Annotated in this window: 15 protein-coding genes; 7 read left to right on the top strand and 8 right to left on the bottom strand. The window is 62.5% G+C overall.

The annotated features are described in order from the left end of the window. The first annotated feature begins 125 nt into the window (after positions 1-125). The 3 genes from ACLJPY_RS41810 to ACLJPY_RS41800 all read left to right on the top strand — a co-directional run bounded on the left by ACLJPY_RS41810 (position 126) and on the right by ACLJPY_RS41800 (position 2,129). Positions 126-926: an ATP-binding protein gene (locus ACLJPY_RS41810; protein WP_410596511.1), complete on the top strand. Its 801-nt coding sequence runs from the start codon at positions 126-128 to the stop codon at positions 924-926. 9 nt (positions 927-935) lie between these two features. Next, the gene (locus ACLJPY_RS41805) at positions 936-1,706 is read left to right on the top strand and encodes an ATP-binding protein (RefSeq protein WP_410596510.1); all 771 of its coding nucleotides are present in this window, start codon (positions 936-938) and stop codon (positions 1,704-1,706) included. A gap of 102 nt (positions 1,707-1,808) precedes the next feature. Then, positions 1,809-2,129 carry an STAS domain-containing protein gene (locus ACLJPY_RS41800; RefSeq protein WP_410596509.1) on the top strand — a complete coding sequence of 107 codons (321 nt, stop codon included), beginning with the start codon at positions 1,809-1,811 and terminating at the stop codon, positions 2,127-2,129. Between the two features lie 22 nt (positions 2,130-2,151). Here the strand turns inward: ACLJPY_RS41800 and ACLJPY_RS41795 are convergent, their stop codons facing one another. Then, positions 2,152-2,754: a sigma factor gene (locus ACLJPY_RS41795; RefSeq protein WP_410596508.1), complete on the bottom strand. Its 603-nt coding sequence runs from the start codon at positions 2,752-2,754 to the stop codon at positions 2,152-2,154. A gap of 530 nt (positions 2,755-3,284) precedes the next feature. On the opposite strand from ACLJPY_RS41795, the gene ACLJPY_RS41790 reads away from it, so the two are divergent. Next, positions 3,285-3,839: a hypothetical protein gene (locus ACLJPY_RS41790; RefSeq protein ID WP_410596507.1), complete on the top strand. Its 555-nt coding sequence runs from the start codon at positions 3,285-3,287 to the stop codon at positions 3,837-3,839. 66 nt (positions 3,840-3,905) lie between these two features. Here ACLJPY_RS41790 and ACLJPY_RS41785 read toward each other — a convergent pair whose 3' ends face one another. The 3 genes from ACLJPY_RS41785 to ACLJPY_RS41775 all read right to left on the bottom strand — a co-directional run bounded on the left by ACLJPY_RS41785 (position 3,906) and on the right by ACLJPY_RS41775 (position 8,343). Further along, the gene (locus ACLJPY_RS41785; RefSeq protein ID WP_410596506.1) at positions 3,906-4,955 is read right to left on the bottom strand and encodes a tyrosine-type recombinase/integrase; all 1,050 of its coding nucleotides are present in this window, start codon (positions 4,953-4,955) and stop codon (positions 3,906-3,908) included. Continuing rightward, positions 4,952-5,422 (bottom strand): hypothetical protein, encoded by a 471-nt coding sequence (locus ACLJPY_RS41780; protein WP_410596505.1) that lies wholly within the window; start codon positions 5,420-5,422, stop codon positions 4,952-4,954. The genes ACLJPY_RS41785 and ACLJPY_RS41780 overlap by 4 nt, the downstream gene beginning before the upstream one ends. 401 nt (positions 5,423-5,823) lie before the next feature. Next, positions 5,824-8,343: a tetratricopeptide repeat protein gene (locus ACLJPY_RS41775; RefSeq protein WP_410596504.1), complete on the bottom strand. Its 2,520-nt coding sequence runs from the start codon at positions 8,341-8,343 to the stop codon at positions 5,824-5,826. Between the two features lie 358 nt (positions 8,344-8,701). Between ACLJPY_RS41775 and ACLJPY_RS41770 the strand changes: the two genes are divergently transcribed. The 3 genes from ACLJPY_RS41770 (at position 8,702) to ACLJPY_RS41760 (ending at position 11,842) form a co-directional block, all read left to right on the top strand. Further along, positions 8,702-9,517, top strand: coding sequence for a hypothetical protein (locus ACLJPY_RS41770; RefSeq protein ID WP_410596503.1), 816 nt, complete (start codon positions 8,702-8,704; stop codon positions 9,515-9,517). After that, positions 9,456-11,252 (top strand): RNA-directed DNA polymerase, encoded by a 1,797-nt coding sequence (locus tag ACLJPY_RS41765; protein WP_410596545.1) that lies wholly within the window; start codon positions 9,456-9,458, stop codon positions 11,250-11,252. Before ACLJPY_RS41770 ends, ACLJPY_RS41765 begins: the two co-directional genes overlap by 62 nt. Positions 11,253-11,434: 182 nt before the next feature. Continuing rightward, a complete protein-coding gene (locus ACLJPY_RS41760) occupies positions 11,435-11,842 on the top strand; it encodes a hypothetical protein (RefSeq protein ID WP_410596502.1) in 408 nt (135 codons plus the stop codon). Positions 11,843-12,049: 207 nt separating this feature from the next. Here the strand turns inward: ACLJPY_RS41760 and ACLJPY_RS41755 are convergent, their stop codons facing one another. The 4 genes from ACLJPY_RS41755 to ACLJPY_RS41740 all read right to left on the bottom strand — a co-directional run bounded on the left by ACLJPY_RS41755 (position 12,050) and on the right by ACLJPY_RS41740 (position 16,014). Beyond that, a complete protein-coding gene (locus ACLJPY_RS41755) occupies positions 12,050-13,381 on the bottom strand; it encodes a restriction endonuclease (RefSeq protein ID WP_410596501.1) in 1,332 nt (443 codons plus the stop codon). Positions 13,382-13,555: 174 nt separating this feature from the next. Further along, positions 13,556-13,960: a hypothetical protein gene (locus tag ACLJPY_RS41750; protein WP_410596500.1), complete on the bottom strand. Its 405-nt coding sequence runs from the start codon at positions 13,958-13,960 to the stop codon at positions 13,556-13,558. A gap of 799 nt (positions 13,961-14,759) precedes the next feature. Beyond that, positions 14,760-15,587 (bottom strand): Scr1 family TA system antitoxin-like transcriptional regulator, encoded by an 828-nt coding sequence (locus ACLJPY_RS41745; RefSeq protein WP_410596499.1) that lies wholly within the window; start codon positions 15,585-15,587, stop codon positions 14,760-14,762. 82 nt (positions 15,588-15,669) lie between these two features. After that, positions 15,670-16,014 carry a MarR family transcriptional regulator gene (locus ACLJPY_RS41740; protein WP_410596498.1) on the bottom strand — a complete coding sequence of 115 codons (345 nt, stop codon included), beginning with the start codon at positions 16,012-16,014 and terminating at the stop codon, positions 15,670-15,672. Positions 16,015-16,225 lie beyond the last annotated feature (211 nt).

The raw sequence follows: 16,225 nt of genomic DNA, 5'->3' as shown, positions 1-16,225 counted from the left end.
AGCGACGCCGAAGATTGCGCTTCGCTGCTCGCCGCGCGCAGTCTGGAAGCCGCCGACGGCGCGTCGGGAGAGCGTCGGTCCCGGGCCGATGACCGCGGGCGGCGTCGCGGGAGCGAGGCGCGTAAATGACCGGTGAAACCGGGTTGCACCTGGTGCCGCATTACCGGGCGGAGTCGACCGTGGCGACTTTGACCGGGACCTTGACCGAGGCCGGCTATCGGGAGCTGCGCGACGGTGTGCTCAAGCTGGCCACGGACGCGCCGGAGAGCGTCATCGCCGACATCCATGGTCTCGACGTCGACGACGACAGCCTCATGAGTGTGTTCACCGTCATCGCGCTGCGGATCGGCGACTGGCCCGGGCTTCCGTTCGCGGTGGTCACCGACCGCGCGGATCACGTGGCCCAGCTGGCGACGCGCGGAGCGAATCTGCCGGTCCACGCCGACGTCCTCGCGGCCGAACAGGCACGCGAGCGCCCGTCCCGCCTGCGGGCGGTGCAGCTGCTGGCCGCGTCGCCGCACGCCTCCGCGACCGCCCGGGCGTTCGTCGGCCGGACCTGCGCGCAGTGGAACGTGCGCGAGCACGTCGACGATGCCCTTATGGTCGCGACCGAGCTGGTGGAGAACGCGATCGTGCACACGACATCGCACCCCCGGCTGCGGCTGGAGCTGCGCCCGGACACTTTCACGATCTCGGTCGCCGACGGCGACCCGCGGCAGGCCGTCCTGCGCGAGCGCCCCATAGAGAACGGTCTCGGACTCCGGCTGGTCGCCCAGACCGCACACCGCTGGGGATGCAGCCCGTCTTGGGGCAGCGGCAAGGTCGTCTGGGCCGTCCTGCTGCCGAATCGGCGGGGACATCCGATCGCCGAAGTGCCCGATCCCCGAGCGTCCGGGCCGGTACGGCGGCGCCAGCGTGACAGGTAATCGGACGCGGTGGGGGCGCGCCGCCGAACCGGTGCCGTGATCGCCGGCGGCATCACCCTGGAGCCTGCTCCGCGGCTCGCCAGCACCCTGGTCACCGTCACCGGGGAGCTCGATCTCTCCGGTTACCGGTTTCTGCGCGACGGCCTGCTGAAGGTGGCCGCCGACGGCCCGCCGGGGCTGATCGCCGACGTCGACGGGCTGGTCATCGACGCACTGTCCCCCGCCACCGTCTTCCCCCTGGTCGCCCGCCGGGTCGGGCACTGGCCCGGCATCCCGTTCACCCTGGTCACCCGTCAACGGGTGCATCTGCACGCCTTCCACGGCCACGGCACCGACCGCCTTGTCGCGGTCTGTGACGACGTCGAGACCGCCGAAAACAGCCAGGAGATCCCCAGCCGCCGATGGGCCCAGCGGAAGTTCCCCCGCACCGAGGACGCGCCGGAGCTCGCTCGCACGTTCCTCCGGGACCGCATCACGGATTGGGGCGTGCCCGAGCTGGCCTACGACGGGCTCCTGGTCGTGGGCGAGCTCGTCGACAACACGCTCCAGCACACCAGGTCCGCACCTGACGTGCGCCTCGATCTGCGCCGGGGCATGTTCACCATCGCTGTCGCGGACGAGCACGCCAGTCCGGCGATCCTTCTAGAGCGATCCGGTCTGCGCGACCCGGGCATCGGCCTGCAGATCGTCACCCAAACCGCGACGGCGTGGGGAAGCAGCCGGCGCTGGTCGTGCGGAAAGGTGGTGTGGGCGACGCTCACCTCCGCAAGCCGCATTTGACCCTCGTATCGGGGTGCGCCACCCCGCGTGCCCGGGCGCAAATGTCCGCGTGACACGTCACGATTCGATCCCGGCGGACCGGACGGCCCCCAGGAAGATCTGGTGCTTTCGGTGCGCCGGTTCGGCGTAGTGCCGGTGGTGATCGCCGAGGGCACCGTCGACCTGCGCACAAGGCCACAACTGGCCCACGTGATCACAGCCGCCGTCGCCCGGCAGCCGGCCGACGTCGTCATCGACTTGACGGGGGTGGGCTTCCTTTCCGTAACCGGCCTGCACGTCCTGCTCGATGCCCGGCGCGCCGCCGGGGATCGCACAAGGTTGAGGGTGCTCGCAGCCGGCGAGCCTCTGCGAATGATCACCCTCACCGAAGCGGACCAGGTGCTGGCGGTCTACTCGGCCCTGCCGGATGGGACCGGCCACTGAGCGGAGGCCGGCCCGGGCGATTTCAGCCGCCCGGCCACGATCTCGATGGGAGAGCGGCCTTTGCCGAAGGTGTCCGGAAAGCGACACCGTTGCCGGGTGAACGCGTCACCGGATCGGTGCGGCAAGATGCCGGCGCAACGTGGTGAGGGCGGTGCCGGCTCACGCGTACCGCACCCGAACTGGCGACGCCGAGCGTGGCAGCCGTCTTCCGGGCGGACAGGCCGACCATGACCCGCAGCACCACGACATCGCGCTGTTCCGGCCCCAGTAGGGTGAGCAGGAAGCCGATCCGCCGACACAGTTCGAGGCGTTCGACTTGGCGCAGCGGGCCCGGCCGGTCAGAGATCAGCAGGGCGAACTGCGAAACCGGGTGGCTCGTGTCGCTTTCCCGGCGGCGGTGCGCGTCGATGACCTTGTGTGAGGCGACTCCGTAGACGAAGCTCATGAACTGGGCGGCACCGTAATGGTAATCAGGCAGCGCGCCGAGCAGCACCTCCTGCGCGCAGTCGTCCGCGTCGCTGTCGCGGGAGCGCGTCCCCGAATAGCTCCAGCGCGTCGTTGACCGCAGCCTGGAATAGCTGCTCCTTGAACTCGAGGTAGTCGTTGACCGGTCGTTCGCCGACACGGGCCGGCCCCACCGTCCACACGACGAACCACGAACGACCTGCACGAACAGCCCGGCAGAATCCGGCACGGACGTGCCCGAGAAGTGCCCGAGAGGTCTCGTACACGTCGACAGAACGCGGTATAGTCCGACACAAGTGATGGCCGTTGACCAGCCGAAAAGGTCTTGTCCGACATCACTCGGCACCGCCCGACACCCCAAAACGCGTTCTCTTAATCAGCGGGTTAAGATTCCAGTGGTGTCTGAATACTTCCGGTCAGGCTGCGGCGCCGTCAGATGCCCCGGGCGTGTCCGCCTCGAACTCCGCGTGCCCTGTCCTGACGAGCTGTCGCGCCGGACCAGCCGTCGTGGCGTGCATCCGGTGAAAGCTGCGGCTGGACCGCTTGACAGCACAGTTGGCAACTCGACTTGTCGCGTGGAGCTCAGAGTCCGCCGTGGAGTTGGCGGCCAGGCCCGTTGCGCGGCACTCTGTTGTTAGTCGTCCGCTTGGATGGTCGACGCCCTCCCCTGTTAGTACAGGTGGAGGCGTTGTGTCCATACTGCCGAACGAGCCCGACCCTATAGCCCAGCGCGACGGTTTGACCCGGACGCCGCCGAGCGGCTGCATTCCGACGCCGGACAAGGTCCGGTTTACGGATCGGATAGTCGAGGCCCTGGAGATGCCCCCGCTGCTGCGGCAGGATCCCCAGGTGGCGCCGTTGCGTGTCCCTGCGCTTGAGCCGCTTGTTGACTCCGTGTCCGCTGGCTTTGCGCTGGTGCGAGTCGATGCCTCTGGAGCGATCGCGTCGAAGCCGACAGTCGCACTCCTGGGGTGGCGGGGAGGTACGCCCATAAGCTTTGACGTCCGTTCGGGCCTGATCGTGGTTTGTGCAGCTCCAGATGCCCAACGCCGGGTGCCGGCGAAGCTGAATCTCGTTCTGCCGGCGCGGATCCGCGCTCGGTGCCGTGTCACTGCTGGAGACCAAGTCCTTCTCGCAGCGCTGATTGAGCACGAAGTGTTGGTCATCTATCCGCAGCGGCGGCTCTACGACATGGTGATCGCCTACCACGCCAGTCTCCAGGCGAAGTCGGCCCCGCTTCCCTGACCGCCGGCCGACTTCGACCACGTTGCGGGTGTTCACGCGGCTCCGCGTGAACACCCGCAGCAGCGGTTATGCGGTGTCGTGTGCGAGCGGATGTGGTTCGCCGGTGAGGGCAGAGAGCGCTGCGGCGACTTCGGTGATGTCGGCTTTGGTGTAGGTGGTGGTGGTCAGGTCGCTGCCGCTGTCGGCGTGGCCGGCGTAGGCGCGAGCGATGCCCATGCCGAAGCGGCGTTCAACCCACTTGAGGGTGGTGTGGCGAAGCCAGTGCGCGGTCACGCCCATGGCCTTGGCCCAGTCGAGTGCGTCTTGGACACGGTTGAAGAGGTAGTCGTAGCGGCGGTCGGTGATGGGTCTGCCGTCGGCGTAGCGCAGCAGTTGCCCGGTTCGGTCGCCGTCTCCGCGTTCGGTGGCGTGCGCGAGAAGGTGCCGCATCAAGGTGGGTGAGACGGGCTGCCAGCGTTCGGTCTCACCCTTTTCGCGCAGCAGGATCAGGCATTGCTTCTCGTCGAGGTCGCGGGGCCGCAAGGCCAGGGCACCAGCGCGGCGGCAGGCCGTTTCGACGTGCAGGCGGCAGATCAGGGCGTCGAGTTCCGGGTCGTTGCCGGTGCTGGCCACGACGTCGGACAGCTCGGCCAGACGAGCACTGGCAAGCCCCCGCCGGGTGGAGGGGTTGCGGCGCGGCTTGGTGACGCGCGCGGCAGGGTTGTCACGTTCGTCCATGCGTTTGTCGTTGACCAGGTGCTTGTAGAGGCAGCGGATCGCGGCCACGAAGTTCTCCGCGGCGTTGCGGCCGCCGCGGGAGTTGCGGCGCACCCGGGCGGTGCGCCGCACGGTTTCGGCCTGGGCCTTGATCTCGCTGGCAGTGATGGTGTCCATGCGCCGGCCAGGCCAGGCGGCTTCGGCCTTCTTCCAGTAGGAGCCGTAGGAGGCGGCGGTGCTGGGCGAAACCAGATCTGCGACGACAAGGATCCATTCGCTGATCGTCGGGACCTGCTTATCGGCGGTGCCGTTGTCGGCCGGTGTGGCGTCGAGAAGGTCGGCGGGATTGACGCCGAGGCGAGACAGCAGCATGCGGGCGGCTTCGATGTCGGCCGGATTTGCGGCGCTCGTGCTGGTCATCGGTTGTCCTCCTCAGCGGCGAGGGTGGTGTGGAAGTCGCGCAGCATCGCGTGCACCACGTGCTCGGGGTGCACGACGAGGACGTCCTGGTCCAGGTCGGCCACGAGCAGGACGCGGCTGCCGGCATGTACGCCGCAGCCGTGCCGGACCGGAGCGGGCAGCACGACGTAGGGCTTGGTGGTCATCCGGAAGATCCCGTCGTCGCGGCGGTAGATCACGGCTGAGGAGCGGATCTGGGTGATCAGCAGCCGGTCCCCCGGCTTCCAGCTCAGCGCGCCGACGATGCCGCGATCCTGGATCCGGCCGGAAGAGTCCACCAGCGCGGTGGAGAACCGCCGCTGCCCGTGAGCGGCAAGGTCTGGCAGTCCGGGCATCGGCAGGGGGACGAACGCTCCGGCCGGTGCCGGGTTCGGCTCCGCGGCTCGGGGGCGGGACGGGAGCACAAGCGGCTGGATGAGACCGGTCATGACACACCTCCCCGGCAGCAGTCGTGCGGGGAGGGCACGGTCAAGATCAGCTTAGCCGACCATGCAGGGATGGATACGACGAAAGGACCCACCGTAGTGGGCCCCTTGCACTGTGGTGCGGGAGATATCCCGTATTTCTGTGTCCGAGGACGATCTTGCTCACTATCTACACGCCTGCAACTCCCAGCTTGACCAGCAAGTTCGACGAGTTGGACCCGAAGCCACCAGCGTCTCATGGGGTAATTGAGTGTACGAAGACGATCTTGCCGACCATCTACTCGCCTGATGCTGTCGTAACACCTGAAAGACATTTGCTGTCGAAGATGGGCCACGGCACCCGTCAGCGAGTGAGCTTGGCGTTACTGGCCGGACCAATAGCGACTGCCTTCAGCAGTATCCGCCTATTGTCGGCCGGTAAGCTCGCGTCGCCGTCGATCGGCCCGAGCAACAAGGTCGCTCCGACCCAACCTCGCATAGGCCTTGGCAAGGTTGGTAAGCGCAGTCACCTCCAGCAAGCGGTTTCCGTGTTCTTGAAAGACAGCAAGTGCCTCTTCGTAGCACCGTATAGCAGCGGCAGACTTATCCTGCTTGATGTAAATGTTCCCCAAGTTAATCATCATGCTCGCGCGGTTACTGAGGTCGCCGACCTCGGCCGCAATATCGATGGCGCCGAGTAGCAACTCTTCCGCCTCCGGAGCTCCGTTGGCTTGATAAAGGGCCGTTCCGAGCTGAGCCATTGTAGATGCCTCGGCACGCCGTGAGCCCGTCGCGCGATGGACCGTAAGCGCTCGTCGCAGAACTCGTGCTGCCTCATCCAGCTCACCAGCCTCCCGAAGGCTGATCCCCAGATTCGTCAAGTGGAATCCATAGCCGCGCGCGTCCTTCACTCGCGCACCAAGCTTTACTGCACGTCGCAACGGGCCGAGGCTGGCATCCGGGTCGCCCCGGTCGCGCAGCGCGCTGGCGAATCCGACTAACAACTGCGCCTCCGTGCGCTGGTCCCCCGCCTCACGACAGCAGCGAAGACCGGCCTTGAATGCCTTGATCGCACCATCGTAGTCGCCGAGCGCAGTCTGAGTCAGACCCACACTATTAAGAGCGCCTGCTTCATTTTCTGCATCGCCTCGTTTCCGCGCCGCAGTCAGCGCCTCATCGAATACCGGCAAGGCGGCCCGATAGGCGCCTCGAAGGAATAGATACTTTCCCGCAGCCATGCCGAGATCCCAAGCTTCGGCATAATGGCCGATTTCGAGCGCCTGGTATACACATGGAACCAGGTTGTCGATCTCGGATTGAAACCAGTTCAGCGCTTCAGCGTGATCACGAAAGCTAGCCGCAGTAGGACTATCTACCATGCCGGGCGTGTCGTCGAGCCACCTGGATGCCCCCACGGCTAGGTCAAAGTAGTAATCGACCAGCCTGGCGCGAATCGTCAACACCTCGCGCACATTCACCTCAGCACTGAGACACTCCGCACTGTAAAGACGAACAAGGTCATGCATTTTCCATCGACCAGTAGTCGAACCAGGTTCGAGCAGGCTGGCGTGCACCAGAGATCGGATGAGCTGTCGAGTCCGTGCATCCTTTTCATCCAGCATGCTCGCCATCACTCCGACACCGAATTCCTTGCCAGGATTCAGAGAAAGAAGCCTGAAACACCTCGCGGATTCATCGTCGAGACGACTGTATGACAGTTGCAGCGCAGCCTTAACCTCCAAGTCCGCGAAGTGCAACCCACTCAGCCTACTGGTTTCGTCGGCCAGCTCCGCCACAAGCTCACTTTGCGGCGCGTCAGGCTCAGCTCTGATGATTGCGGCGACGATCGCCAACGCGAGCGGAAGATCTCCACAGAGAGCCGCCAACTCGTCTAACACGTCGATGGAGTTCACTCTACTCTTGCTACGGATCAACTCAACCGAATGCCTGCGCGACAGGGCCCCAATCCGGATGTCGACGGCGGCGTCCAGCCTTGGGGCGAAGATGTTCCGCGACGTCGTCAGCACCCGGTGTGCAGAGTCTCGTGGGATCAGCGGCAGTACTTCGCCCGGAGCGGTGACGTTATCCAAAATCAGCAGGACACGAGAGCCGCTGCGCGCTAACGCGTGAAGCGCATCGTGATAACTCATATCGAGCGTGCGTTTGTCATCCCTGACCGCGGACTCGTCGAGGGCGTAAAGCACGCTAGCTAGCACATGGCGTGCCGGCGTCTGGACCTCCCCGAAGTCGACCTGGAGCACTCCGCCCGGGAACCAGCCGTTTTTCGCAGCTTCAGCCGCCGCACGCCTGGCGAGTGCGGTCTTGCCCGCACCCGCCATGCCGGTAATGGCACCTACTGTAGACGGATGCAATCCATCGCGAAGAAAGTTCGAAAGTTCGGCGAGTTCTCGTTCGCGGCCGCTGATATCAGGAATGTCCGGCGCATCCGGGAAAAGCCTTCGCACTGACACATACGGGTCTTCCGTCGGAGTTTCTCCATCGATCAAGAGGATCCGGCTTCTCACGGGCTCCATGTGCGGCTGGTCAAGCACAGCGGCGATACGTTCCAAGTGATAGAGAATCGTCTCTCCGTCGACACTCTCGCGGAGCTGGGTTCGCTGTCCTAGCGTAATCTCTTGGTTGGTAACAAACACCATGCCGTCAGCACCGTTGGCGCGCACACCACGGAAGTCCGCGACGAACTTCTTCTTGATATCGGCGAACCGCTGCTGATTGCGCGGGAAGTACACGGCCATGACCCACGTACGACCATCGCGTCGCGCTATGGCATCTCTGCCACCGTCCGGTCCGCCGAGCGGATGACTTGGATCGAGGTCGGTGAAGCCTTCGGCGAGCAAAACCTGAGCAGCCAGGCGCTCAGAGGGCGCCTGTCCTCTCGTCCAGGCAAGCAACCGATGCCACGTCTCGTCGTCCCTGATCGACATCGTCCTATCCTCGCACGAGCCCCGCCCAGGAAGCCGACGAACGCGTCTTGACGCGTGCACCACAAAGCCTGCCGGGCACACTGGCGAGGCGTGGCCGCCTGCGCTTCGCGGTCCGAGACGATCTTGCTCTCGATCTACTCGCCTGCCGTTGTCTACCTGACTGCGGGTCCGGCTGGCCGGCGGGGGCGCGCCTAAGCAAGGCCACTATTGACCCGAACTTGGAAGGCCGCCCCCCAGCTTGCGGGCCGGACGCGGTGAGCGAAGGATGATTTCTCTGCGTGAAGTTCCGGTAAGTGGCGACGCCCATGCACGGAGTGGCTCCGTAATCCACTTGTTCTCGAAGTGCATGATGTTCCACATGCCGAAGGATGCAGCCCACGATCGGGAGGACGAGTGTCTCGAGCTGGTGTGCGCCGCACTGACGAGCGCTTCGAGATCGCTCACCATTGAAGACAGGCCCGATCGTGCAGGCCGAGCGCGCGACTTGACGGTCGACGCCGTGATACGAGTCGTCGAGGATGGCTACGACGCCGCCTGGGCGGCGGACGTGTGCCTTGCCTCGCGAAAGTTCGACCCAAGGCTGCCTGCTGCAATGAACCAGCTGCGTGAGATCCTGCTACCACCGCTCAACGAGCTCGCAACACGGACAGGCCACCACGCCAGCGTGAGTTGCCGTGCGTACGTCCGGTTGCCAGGAGTGTCTCGGAACGAGTGGCGCCGGATGCTCAACGGCTATGTGCGCAACGTGTACGACCGAGCAGTGATGGCACTTGTCCGCCCGGACAAAGAGTGGTACGACCCCGAAGTGGGTATCTACTGGCAACCTGACAGCCCCGACTTTGACGTCGAACCTGTACGCCTTCAGTTTTACGACCCGTTCATGATGGAGGGCTTCCGATTCTCACGCGCCGTCCCGCTGAAGTTGACCAAGCAACTGAAGCGAGCCCACGATGCGGGCTACCCGACACTCCTGATTCTCGACCAGAAACCGCCGAGCTACGTCACCTGGCTCAGTAACACTTGTCCTGAACCATACGAACTCGGCGAAGCAATGGCGTTTATGGTCGGCCGGCACAGAGCAACCCTTGCCGCTTGCGTGCTCGTTGACCACGATGATTCAGTGCATGAGATTTACCGTCGCGTGGGCAAGGCCGCAAACGGTCTTACTTGCTAACTACACGCCTGAAGCTACTTCGGAGAGAGCGGGGCCAGCCTCGCGTAAGCTCGATCCGCCAGCTGGCCGTCAACCTCTCCCGTCGGCTCCACCTGTAGGATCAGTGGCTTACAGAGCTTGTACCTATGACGTCGCAGCAGGGGGTCTGTACGTGCAGATAGAATCCACGCTCTTCCGTCGCTTGGACTTGACTGACGCGGTTACCCGCGAGCTGTCTTCACGCAATCGCCTTCTGCCTCGACGATGGGACTATGCGGCACTCGCGACGGACCCGTCGGCCGTCGAGTCGTGGCTACGGCCTCAACTGCGCCGCGGTCCGTCTGGAAATACCGCTAGCGTGGTATTCGCCGACAAGGGGTGGCGCGGGGTGCGACCATTGCACGTCATGAGCCTCGCTGACAGAGTCCTATACCGGGCGCTCGTCACGCTGATCAGCGAGTCGCTGCCGGCGTCGTTGCGAAGCAGGATTCCCGCCGAAGACTTCCGACAAGCGCCACTGGAGGTCCCGACGGCCCGGTACATCAGCAAGACAGACGTGACCTCATACTACGAGTTCGTCGATCACGAGTTGCTTCGCGCGGAACTTATCAATCAAACTGGCGAAGAGATCGCCGCCGACGCGCTGATAGACCTCCTGCAGGCAATCCTCGCACGCCGTGTTGGCCTCCCGCAAGTGCACCCGTCGAGCGATGTGCTGGGTGACACCTACATAGATCCGGCTCGCAGGCGACTAATTCGACAAGGACACCCCGCCTTCACATATTCAGACGATTTTCGAATCACAAGTGATTCACTCGGACGCGCACGAGCAGCACTTGAGGCGTGCGCGACAGAAGTGCGTTCACTTGGATTAGTTTTGAATGAACGCAAGACATACACCTACCGCGCTTCCAAGTATCGGAAATCTTTGACTTCATTCACTGACGCGGAGCGACGTCTTTTTGGCGACGAAAAGTCCGCTTCGTCAGCTGATAGCTTGGGGTTCTTTAGCGATAACTACTCCGATGCTGGCGATGGTGCCGGGGAGCCGTTGCAGCTTGGAGCCTTGCCGCTTGACAGCAGCGTCGATGAGGATGAAGTAATCGGCACCGATGCGGATGAAGTTCCCGAGGCTTCTGATCCTGCGCGAATATTGGCGGCGCAGCGAGCCTGGGAGTTATGGCTTGACGAGGACGAGTCCGATGACGTGCAAGCGGGGCAGGATGCTGCTATTACGCAGTCGCTTGTTGGCCGCGCCCTGCCAACCCTCGGTGCCGCAGCCGACGACGGCCCCCTCGAAGCACTTTCGCAACTTCTTCGCCTGGAGCCAGCTCTGACGCCGCACATTGCGACCTATATCGACGCGTATGCGCAGACTGGCAGCCATGCGCGAGTCGCGATCCGCGAGAAGCTTGATGAGATCGTTTCGAGCGACATTCTTAGTCCATGGCAGGGCATGTGGCTTGCAGACATTGCTGGCGCGATTCGACGAGCTAGGCGAACACATGACTATGAGACTTGGCTGGTCAACTGCGTGAAAGGACCTCACGATGGCCTTGCAGCGACCGCTGCAGCCGCTCTAGGCCGAATCGGCCGTGAAGATCCAGATGCGGTCGCCGAGGCTATTGACCGAGTTAGTCCAGAATGGCGGCGACTGGCATTCTGGGGGCTAATCGGCCTCGATCGCAGCGCAGCGGAATCCGTCGCCGACGACGAATTAGACCGGCTTATGCTCACCGCGCTGGCCAGGCAATGAATAAAAAAGTAACTCCAAGAGTCCCTTCAGTGCACGCTGAGGCAGCATCTTCCCTCCTATTTCGAACTCTTGGCGTGCACCAGGTCGCCGTGGCGGCTTTGCAAGCCCGAACGCGTTCAAGATTGGGAATCTTGCCGGACGATGACCCGGTGCAAGATATGTGTCAAGCGACATTGGTCAGAATGCTGTCAATTACCGAGGCCTTCGCAGCCGACATGCTTTCCCGCGAAATTGATCGCACAGTTGCGACTGCAAGTGACGTCGCTGCTAAAATTGCCGATGAGGCAGTGATCCGTGCCACGAGTACGTGGCTGGAGCAGAAGAAGTCTTACAAGGCGTGGCTCGGAGTCAACGAGAACTGGAACGCGGTCGAACGACTCGCTGAAGCTCGCAACGCTGTAGCTCACGGCCTGGGAAGCCTAACGAGGCGTCAACTGAAGAACAAGGAAGGCGTGAAGGCCAAACTCAAGGACGCAGGTATCACGGTCAACGACAACAAGATCGTGCTATCAGCCGAGAGCTTGGCGAAAGTGGCCGCAACCTGTCGCGAGTTCATAGAGCGCCTCGACCGAGCCGTGCAAGATCGATAGACCCCCGACCGCCTGTTGCGCAGGTCGGCCTTCAGCTTGGCCGCGCAATCATGTAGCGGGTCTCACGGGCATCGCTCCGTCGAAGACACCATCACTTCTTCCGCACATAAGCTAATCGCTGGTCGACGCTCGCGTCAGTTGCGGATCGGCCAGAATATGAGATTGTCGACAACCAAACAGGCCTGTCGGGCTCACTCTCCGGCGCGTCTACTTCCCAAATGCGCGCAAGAGACCTTTGCCTCGCAGCCAGTCTGTCAACTTTGTTTTCCCATTTATTATCTCCCAAAGATCATCTCCATCAACCGCAAAGATCATCCCGCCACTTCCTTGAAATGACTTCAATCTATTGAGGAAGGTTTTCGCGAAACCTGAGAATGAGACAAAGATCCCAATCTTGCATATCGCTCCTCGATCTTTAATCTTCGACTCCATGACTCGCAGCTCTTGAACTCCTGGCTTTTTCTTCCAGTTCTTACACTCCACCATGATTAAGGGGCTATTTTGGGTTATCCAGAATGGATCGGATAACCCATTGCTTAGCACAAGATCGATTTCTTCTTCACGAGTACGGAAGTTCTTTTCAACGACACGCAACTCAGGCTCCTCTGTCCTCACAAGAGCATCAATGAGCTGCTCAAGAATGTCGCCGCGGGCCTTCTTTGTGCTGTCACTATCACCAACAAGAGCTACCATTCGTCCATACAGGTCAGCGGCGCGCGCGAACCAAAATGGTTGGCTCAATTTATTGTCGAACGAAGCAAGTACACTAAACAGCCGCCCCAATGTCTGCGCAGTTGTGGCGAGCGCGGACGAAGCAGACTCCCAGTACTTCGAAATATATTGATGACCTTCCTCCAATGAGGTGACACCCTCCTCCGCAGCATCCTCCGTCAAGACATACACAACCTCCCCATCGGTCGACAGATGCCGCAGGAGAGTGCAGACCAATATCGGCCACGCAAGCAAAGGAGCATCTCGGAATAACACGACAATGGAAATTGCGGCCCTTGCTGCCGCGAAGCTGTCGATTTCCCCGTCCTGGCGCGCAGCGTCAATGATCTCAAAGAAGAAGCTAGCGGCATTGGGCGGATCCCCATCATATGTGATGTCCTTGAAAATTATGACTTCGTCAGTTTGCTCGTCGCACCATTGGCGCGCCAGCAGTGTTCCCAGTGCAACGAGGTCCCCCTCGGGTGATACGGCGCGGAAAGTCTCAAAGCGGCGCACCAAATCTTCAGTCGATTCTTCTCCGGCGTCACTCATGCCTAAGAATATTGCTTCCGCATAATGATCCATCCGAATCTCGGCGTAAGCAGAGATAGTGGCACACCAACCCAGTCCGGCAGCGTCGAGGTTTTCAAGAACATTTTTAATCGAGGATTGATAAGCAACACTTATCGCAATTTCAGAATCATCTGTTGGATCCGTCGATACCGAGTATTGGTCATGCTGAAACAGTAATCTCGGGAGCTCGCTAACCCTCTTACGCCACATCAAAGCAATCCGGCCGTCGATCTCAAGGTAAGTATCAAACCCCACTGCAACCTTCCTTTTCCTTCGTTATCAACGGAGAATAGCACGAAACGCCAGTGGAGATGTTTTTCTAATTGTTTTTGTTCACACTGACATCGGTTCGTCCTGCCCGATCGATCATGCCGAGTGATCCTACCGGCAATAATTCACCACGGTCGGCGCCTTACCTAGCTTATACATCTACAACGGGATGGAAGCCGGTTCAGGCTCATCAAACTGATCGCAGATGATCAAAACACGGCTTGGCATCTGGAATTGATCAGTTACGCAGATGTTGAACTCGTGAGCAGCCCTGACCCCTAACTGGATTCGCTCGGGTCGGCCGCCGATCTGGGTGAAGGACTCATCTTTATCGTCGAAGTAGACGCCGGATGCGTCACGCTCGCCTACGTTAACAAGTCGGTACAGCTCGCCACGAACGTGTTCAACTACGAAGCGCGGCTTCCGTGCTTCCTCAGCCTTCGCCTGAAGTGCCTGTTCATCCTTGCGCTCCTGACGCCGGTCTAGAGCCTTGCTAAGCCGCCCGAGGCCGAAACCTAACACGGCAGTGAAGACGGGCAAGACAATCTGTAACCAAACGGGCATTTCAGGATTGTCTCACCGATGATGGCATTACGGTGACCGACACGCACAAGCGGTCAGCGCGAGGCTTCCACATCTTCGAGGTGCAAAGTCCCCGTCGAGGAGCGAGCCCACGAGTACGTCCTGACGCGTGCGCCACGACTCGCCAGCCGCTATGAGCGACGCTCGCGCCGTACGAGCTTTCCAACGTCGGCGACGGTCACGGGCGAGATACCCAAGCAAGATCGAGTCGCTAGCCAGTACGCGGTAACGGTCCGCTATCTCGAAATCCGCACAGCGCTCGACGGAACCGTGTCACGTATCTGGCTGTCACAGCACCGTTCTCCTCGCCGTCTAACCGTCACACCCGCCGCGACAGCTACAAAGGAGGGTTGACCTGCGAAGACGTTACTTGTGACGCCTGTGACGAGTTCAGATAAACCCCGTCATAGCCGTCACATACGGGCTACGCGGCGCCTGATTTGACCCCGGGACAGGCCACCTGTCACGCCCGGCATCGAAGAGGCGACCTTCGTCAGCGCCGAACGTCTCCCGCAGTGTGCGGTGGCTCAAGGACGACCGATCCGATCTTGCCGGGGTGTGATCCCCTGCTCACGTCGAAAGATGGCGTCGCAACTTTCGCACTGTCGGGGAATCTGACGTCGTCGGCGCTCGTCGGATAGCTCGAACATGGCGGCGCCGGAGGCTCCGCAGAGCATCGTGATGACCTGCCCGGGTGCTGGGATCTTCGTCAAGTCGGTTCGATGCCACTCGCCTTCGATCACCGGGAGGATCGTAAGCGGGTCGATGTAGATTGCCGCCGTCACCGCGTCGCTCGAATCAATGCGGGCGCCCTCAACGCGGACGGGCTCACCGGCTCATCGGACGCGCGCCGCAGTAGGGCCTTTGCCGTGCCGTGGTAGCGGCTCAGCATCGTCCGGTCGGTCACGTAGGTGTTGCAGTGGTGGTGCCTGAGCACCACGGCGATCGGGCCGGAGCGGTCCTCGAAGAGCGTGAAGGCGCCGATCGACCTCAGCGCTGTCTCTGTTGACGGCACGATCCGGACAGTCACGTGTTCGAGCTGCGACGCCGCGCGAAGGTGGTCGATCTGAGCGTCGTGCAAGTCGTCCAAGTCGTGAAGTGTCTGGTCACCGATCAGGAAGACGTAGCGACGGGTCCCGTCGTTCAGGGCCTGCTGGCGGACTTGGCGGCTCAGCAGGTCCATGTCCCTGCGGTCGTCCTGCACCACGGCCGTGTCGAGCCCTCGTTCGGCATACGCCCGCGTCTGGAGAAGATCCGGAATGCACAACGGTGCCCACTCCACGACCCGGGTTGACAGTTGTTCGTACGTCCACAGCAGGTGCCCTAGCTGCGGGTCAGACTGGTCGACCAGGTTCGCGTCACCGGCGCACGGGGCGAGCGCCATCACCCGGTCGTACTCTGCCGACTCGACCCGGAGGTATCCGAGGATCCACGCCACGGCCGTCGCCGGCGCGACTTTGATGCCCAGTTCCCAGGCCGAGAGCGTTGCAGGATGAACACCGATCTTCTCGGCGAGCCTCCGCAGGCCGATTCCGCGGCGCTTGCGGGCGTCGCGCAGGCTGCTGCTGACGGCAACAGTCGCGGGCGGACGGATGGTCGGCTTGGGCATCTTCGGATCCTTGCTGAGGGCTGTTGGTGGCGTGAACGCGCACGTGGCTGCGGATTGAGGACGGCGGTTGGGTGGCCTGCTGTCAGGGCGGGCTCTCGGCGGGGAGCGCAGCTCTCATCTCGGCGACCAGAGCGCCGGCTGTTGCCGCGACCGACTTCAGCGCGCCGATATGCTCCTGCAGCCGGTTCAGACCCAGCGGGGTCAGGCGGAGTTCGCGGGGTTCGGCACGGCACTGGAGGTAGCCGGCCGCGCGCAAGAACTCGATGTGCAGGTCCAGGTCAGGCGTGGGGAGCCCCAAAGCCTGCTGGACGGCTAGTTGCGAACGCCAGCTGGTGTCGGCCAGCAGGCAGGCGATGAACAGGCGGACCGGCTGGAGCAACAGTGCGTCGAGGTCCGTACGCGACGACGGGGGCGAAATCGGCGTCATCGTCGCCTCACCGCGACGCGTGCGGAGGCGTTCACGAGTTCACGACACGCCGGACATGAACGGTCGGCCGGTGCCAGGCAGGAGTGAATCAGCACCTCGTGGCCGCAAAGCGAGCGGTACCGACCCTGTTGGAGGCGGAGGCCGCGCAGGAACTCCTCGTCCGTGACCGCGTGCGTCAGGCCGTCAAGCACGCACCGGTACCAGCTGATGT

It is taken from the genome of Amycolatopsis sp. lyj-23, from assembly GCF_046549135.1.
Classification (GTDB): Bacteria; Actinomycetota; Actinomycetes; order Mycobacteriales; family Pseudonocardiaceae; genus Amycolatopsis.
The sequence above is the reverse complement of the archived record's forward strand: the minus strand, read 5'-3'. Positions and strand labels throughout refer to the sequence as shown.

Bases quoted from the DNA above. Each gene is read 5' to 3' on its own strand.
- ACLJPY_RS41740 (WP_410596498.1), bottom strand. From the start codon at position 16,014: ATGACGCCGATTTCGCCCCCGTCGTCGCGTACGGACCTCGACGCACTG.
- ACLJPY_RS41775 (WP_410596504.1), bottom strand. From the start codon at position 8,343: ATGTCGATCAGGGACGACGAGACGTGGCATCGGTTGCTTGCCTGGACG.
- ACLJPY_RS41810 (WP_410596511.1), top strand. From the start codon at position 126: ATGACCGGTGAAACCGGGTTGCACCTGGTGCCGCATTACCGGGCGGAG.
- ACLJPY_RS41785 (WP_410596506.1), bottom strand. From the start codon at position 4,955: ATGACCAGCACGAGCGCCGCAAATCCGGCCGACATCGAAGCCGCCCGC.
- ACLJPY_RS41770 (WP_410596503.1), top strand. From the start codon at position 8,702: ATGCCGAAGGATGCAGCCCACGATCGGGAGGACGAGTGTCTCGAGCTG.
- ACLJPY_RS41750 (WP_410596500.1), bottom strand. From the start codon at position 13,960: ATGCCCGTTTGGTTACAGATTGTCTTGCCCGTCTTCACTGCCGTGTTA.
- ACLJPY_RS41780 (WP_410596505.1), bottom strand. From the start codon at position 5,422: ATGACCGGTCTCATCCAGCCGCTTGTGCTCCCGTCCCGCCCCCGAGCC.
- ACLJPY_RS41745 (WP_410596499.1), bottom strand. From the start codon at position 15,587: ATGCCCAAGCCGACCATCCGTCCGCCCGCGACTGTTGCCGTCAGCAGC.
- ACLJPY_RS41760 (WP_410596502.1), top strand. From the start codon at position 11,435: ATGCTGTCAATTACCGAGGCCTTCGCAGCCGACATGCTTTCCCGCGAA.
- ACLJPY_RS41765 (WP_410596545.1), top strand. From the start codon at position 9,456: ATGATTCAGTGCATGAGATTTACCGTCGCGTGGGCAAGGCCGCAAACG.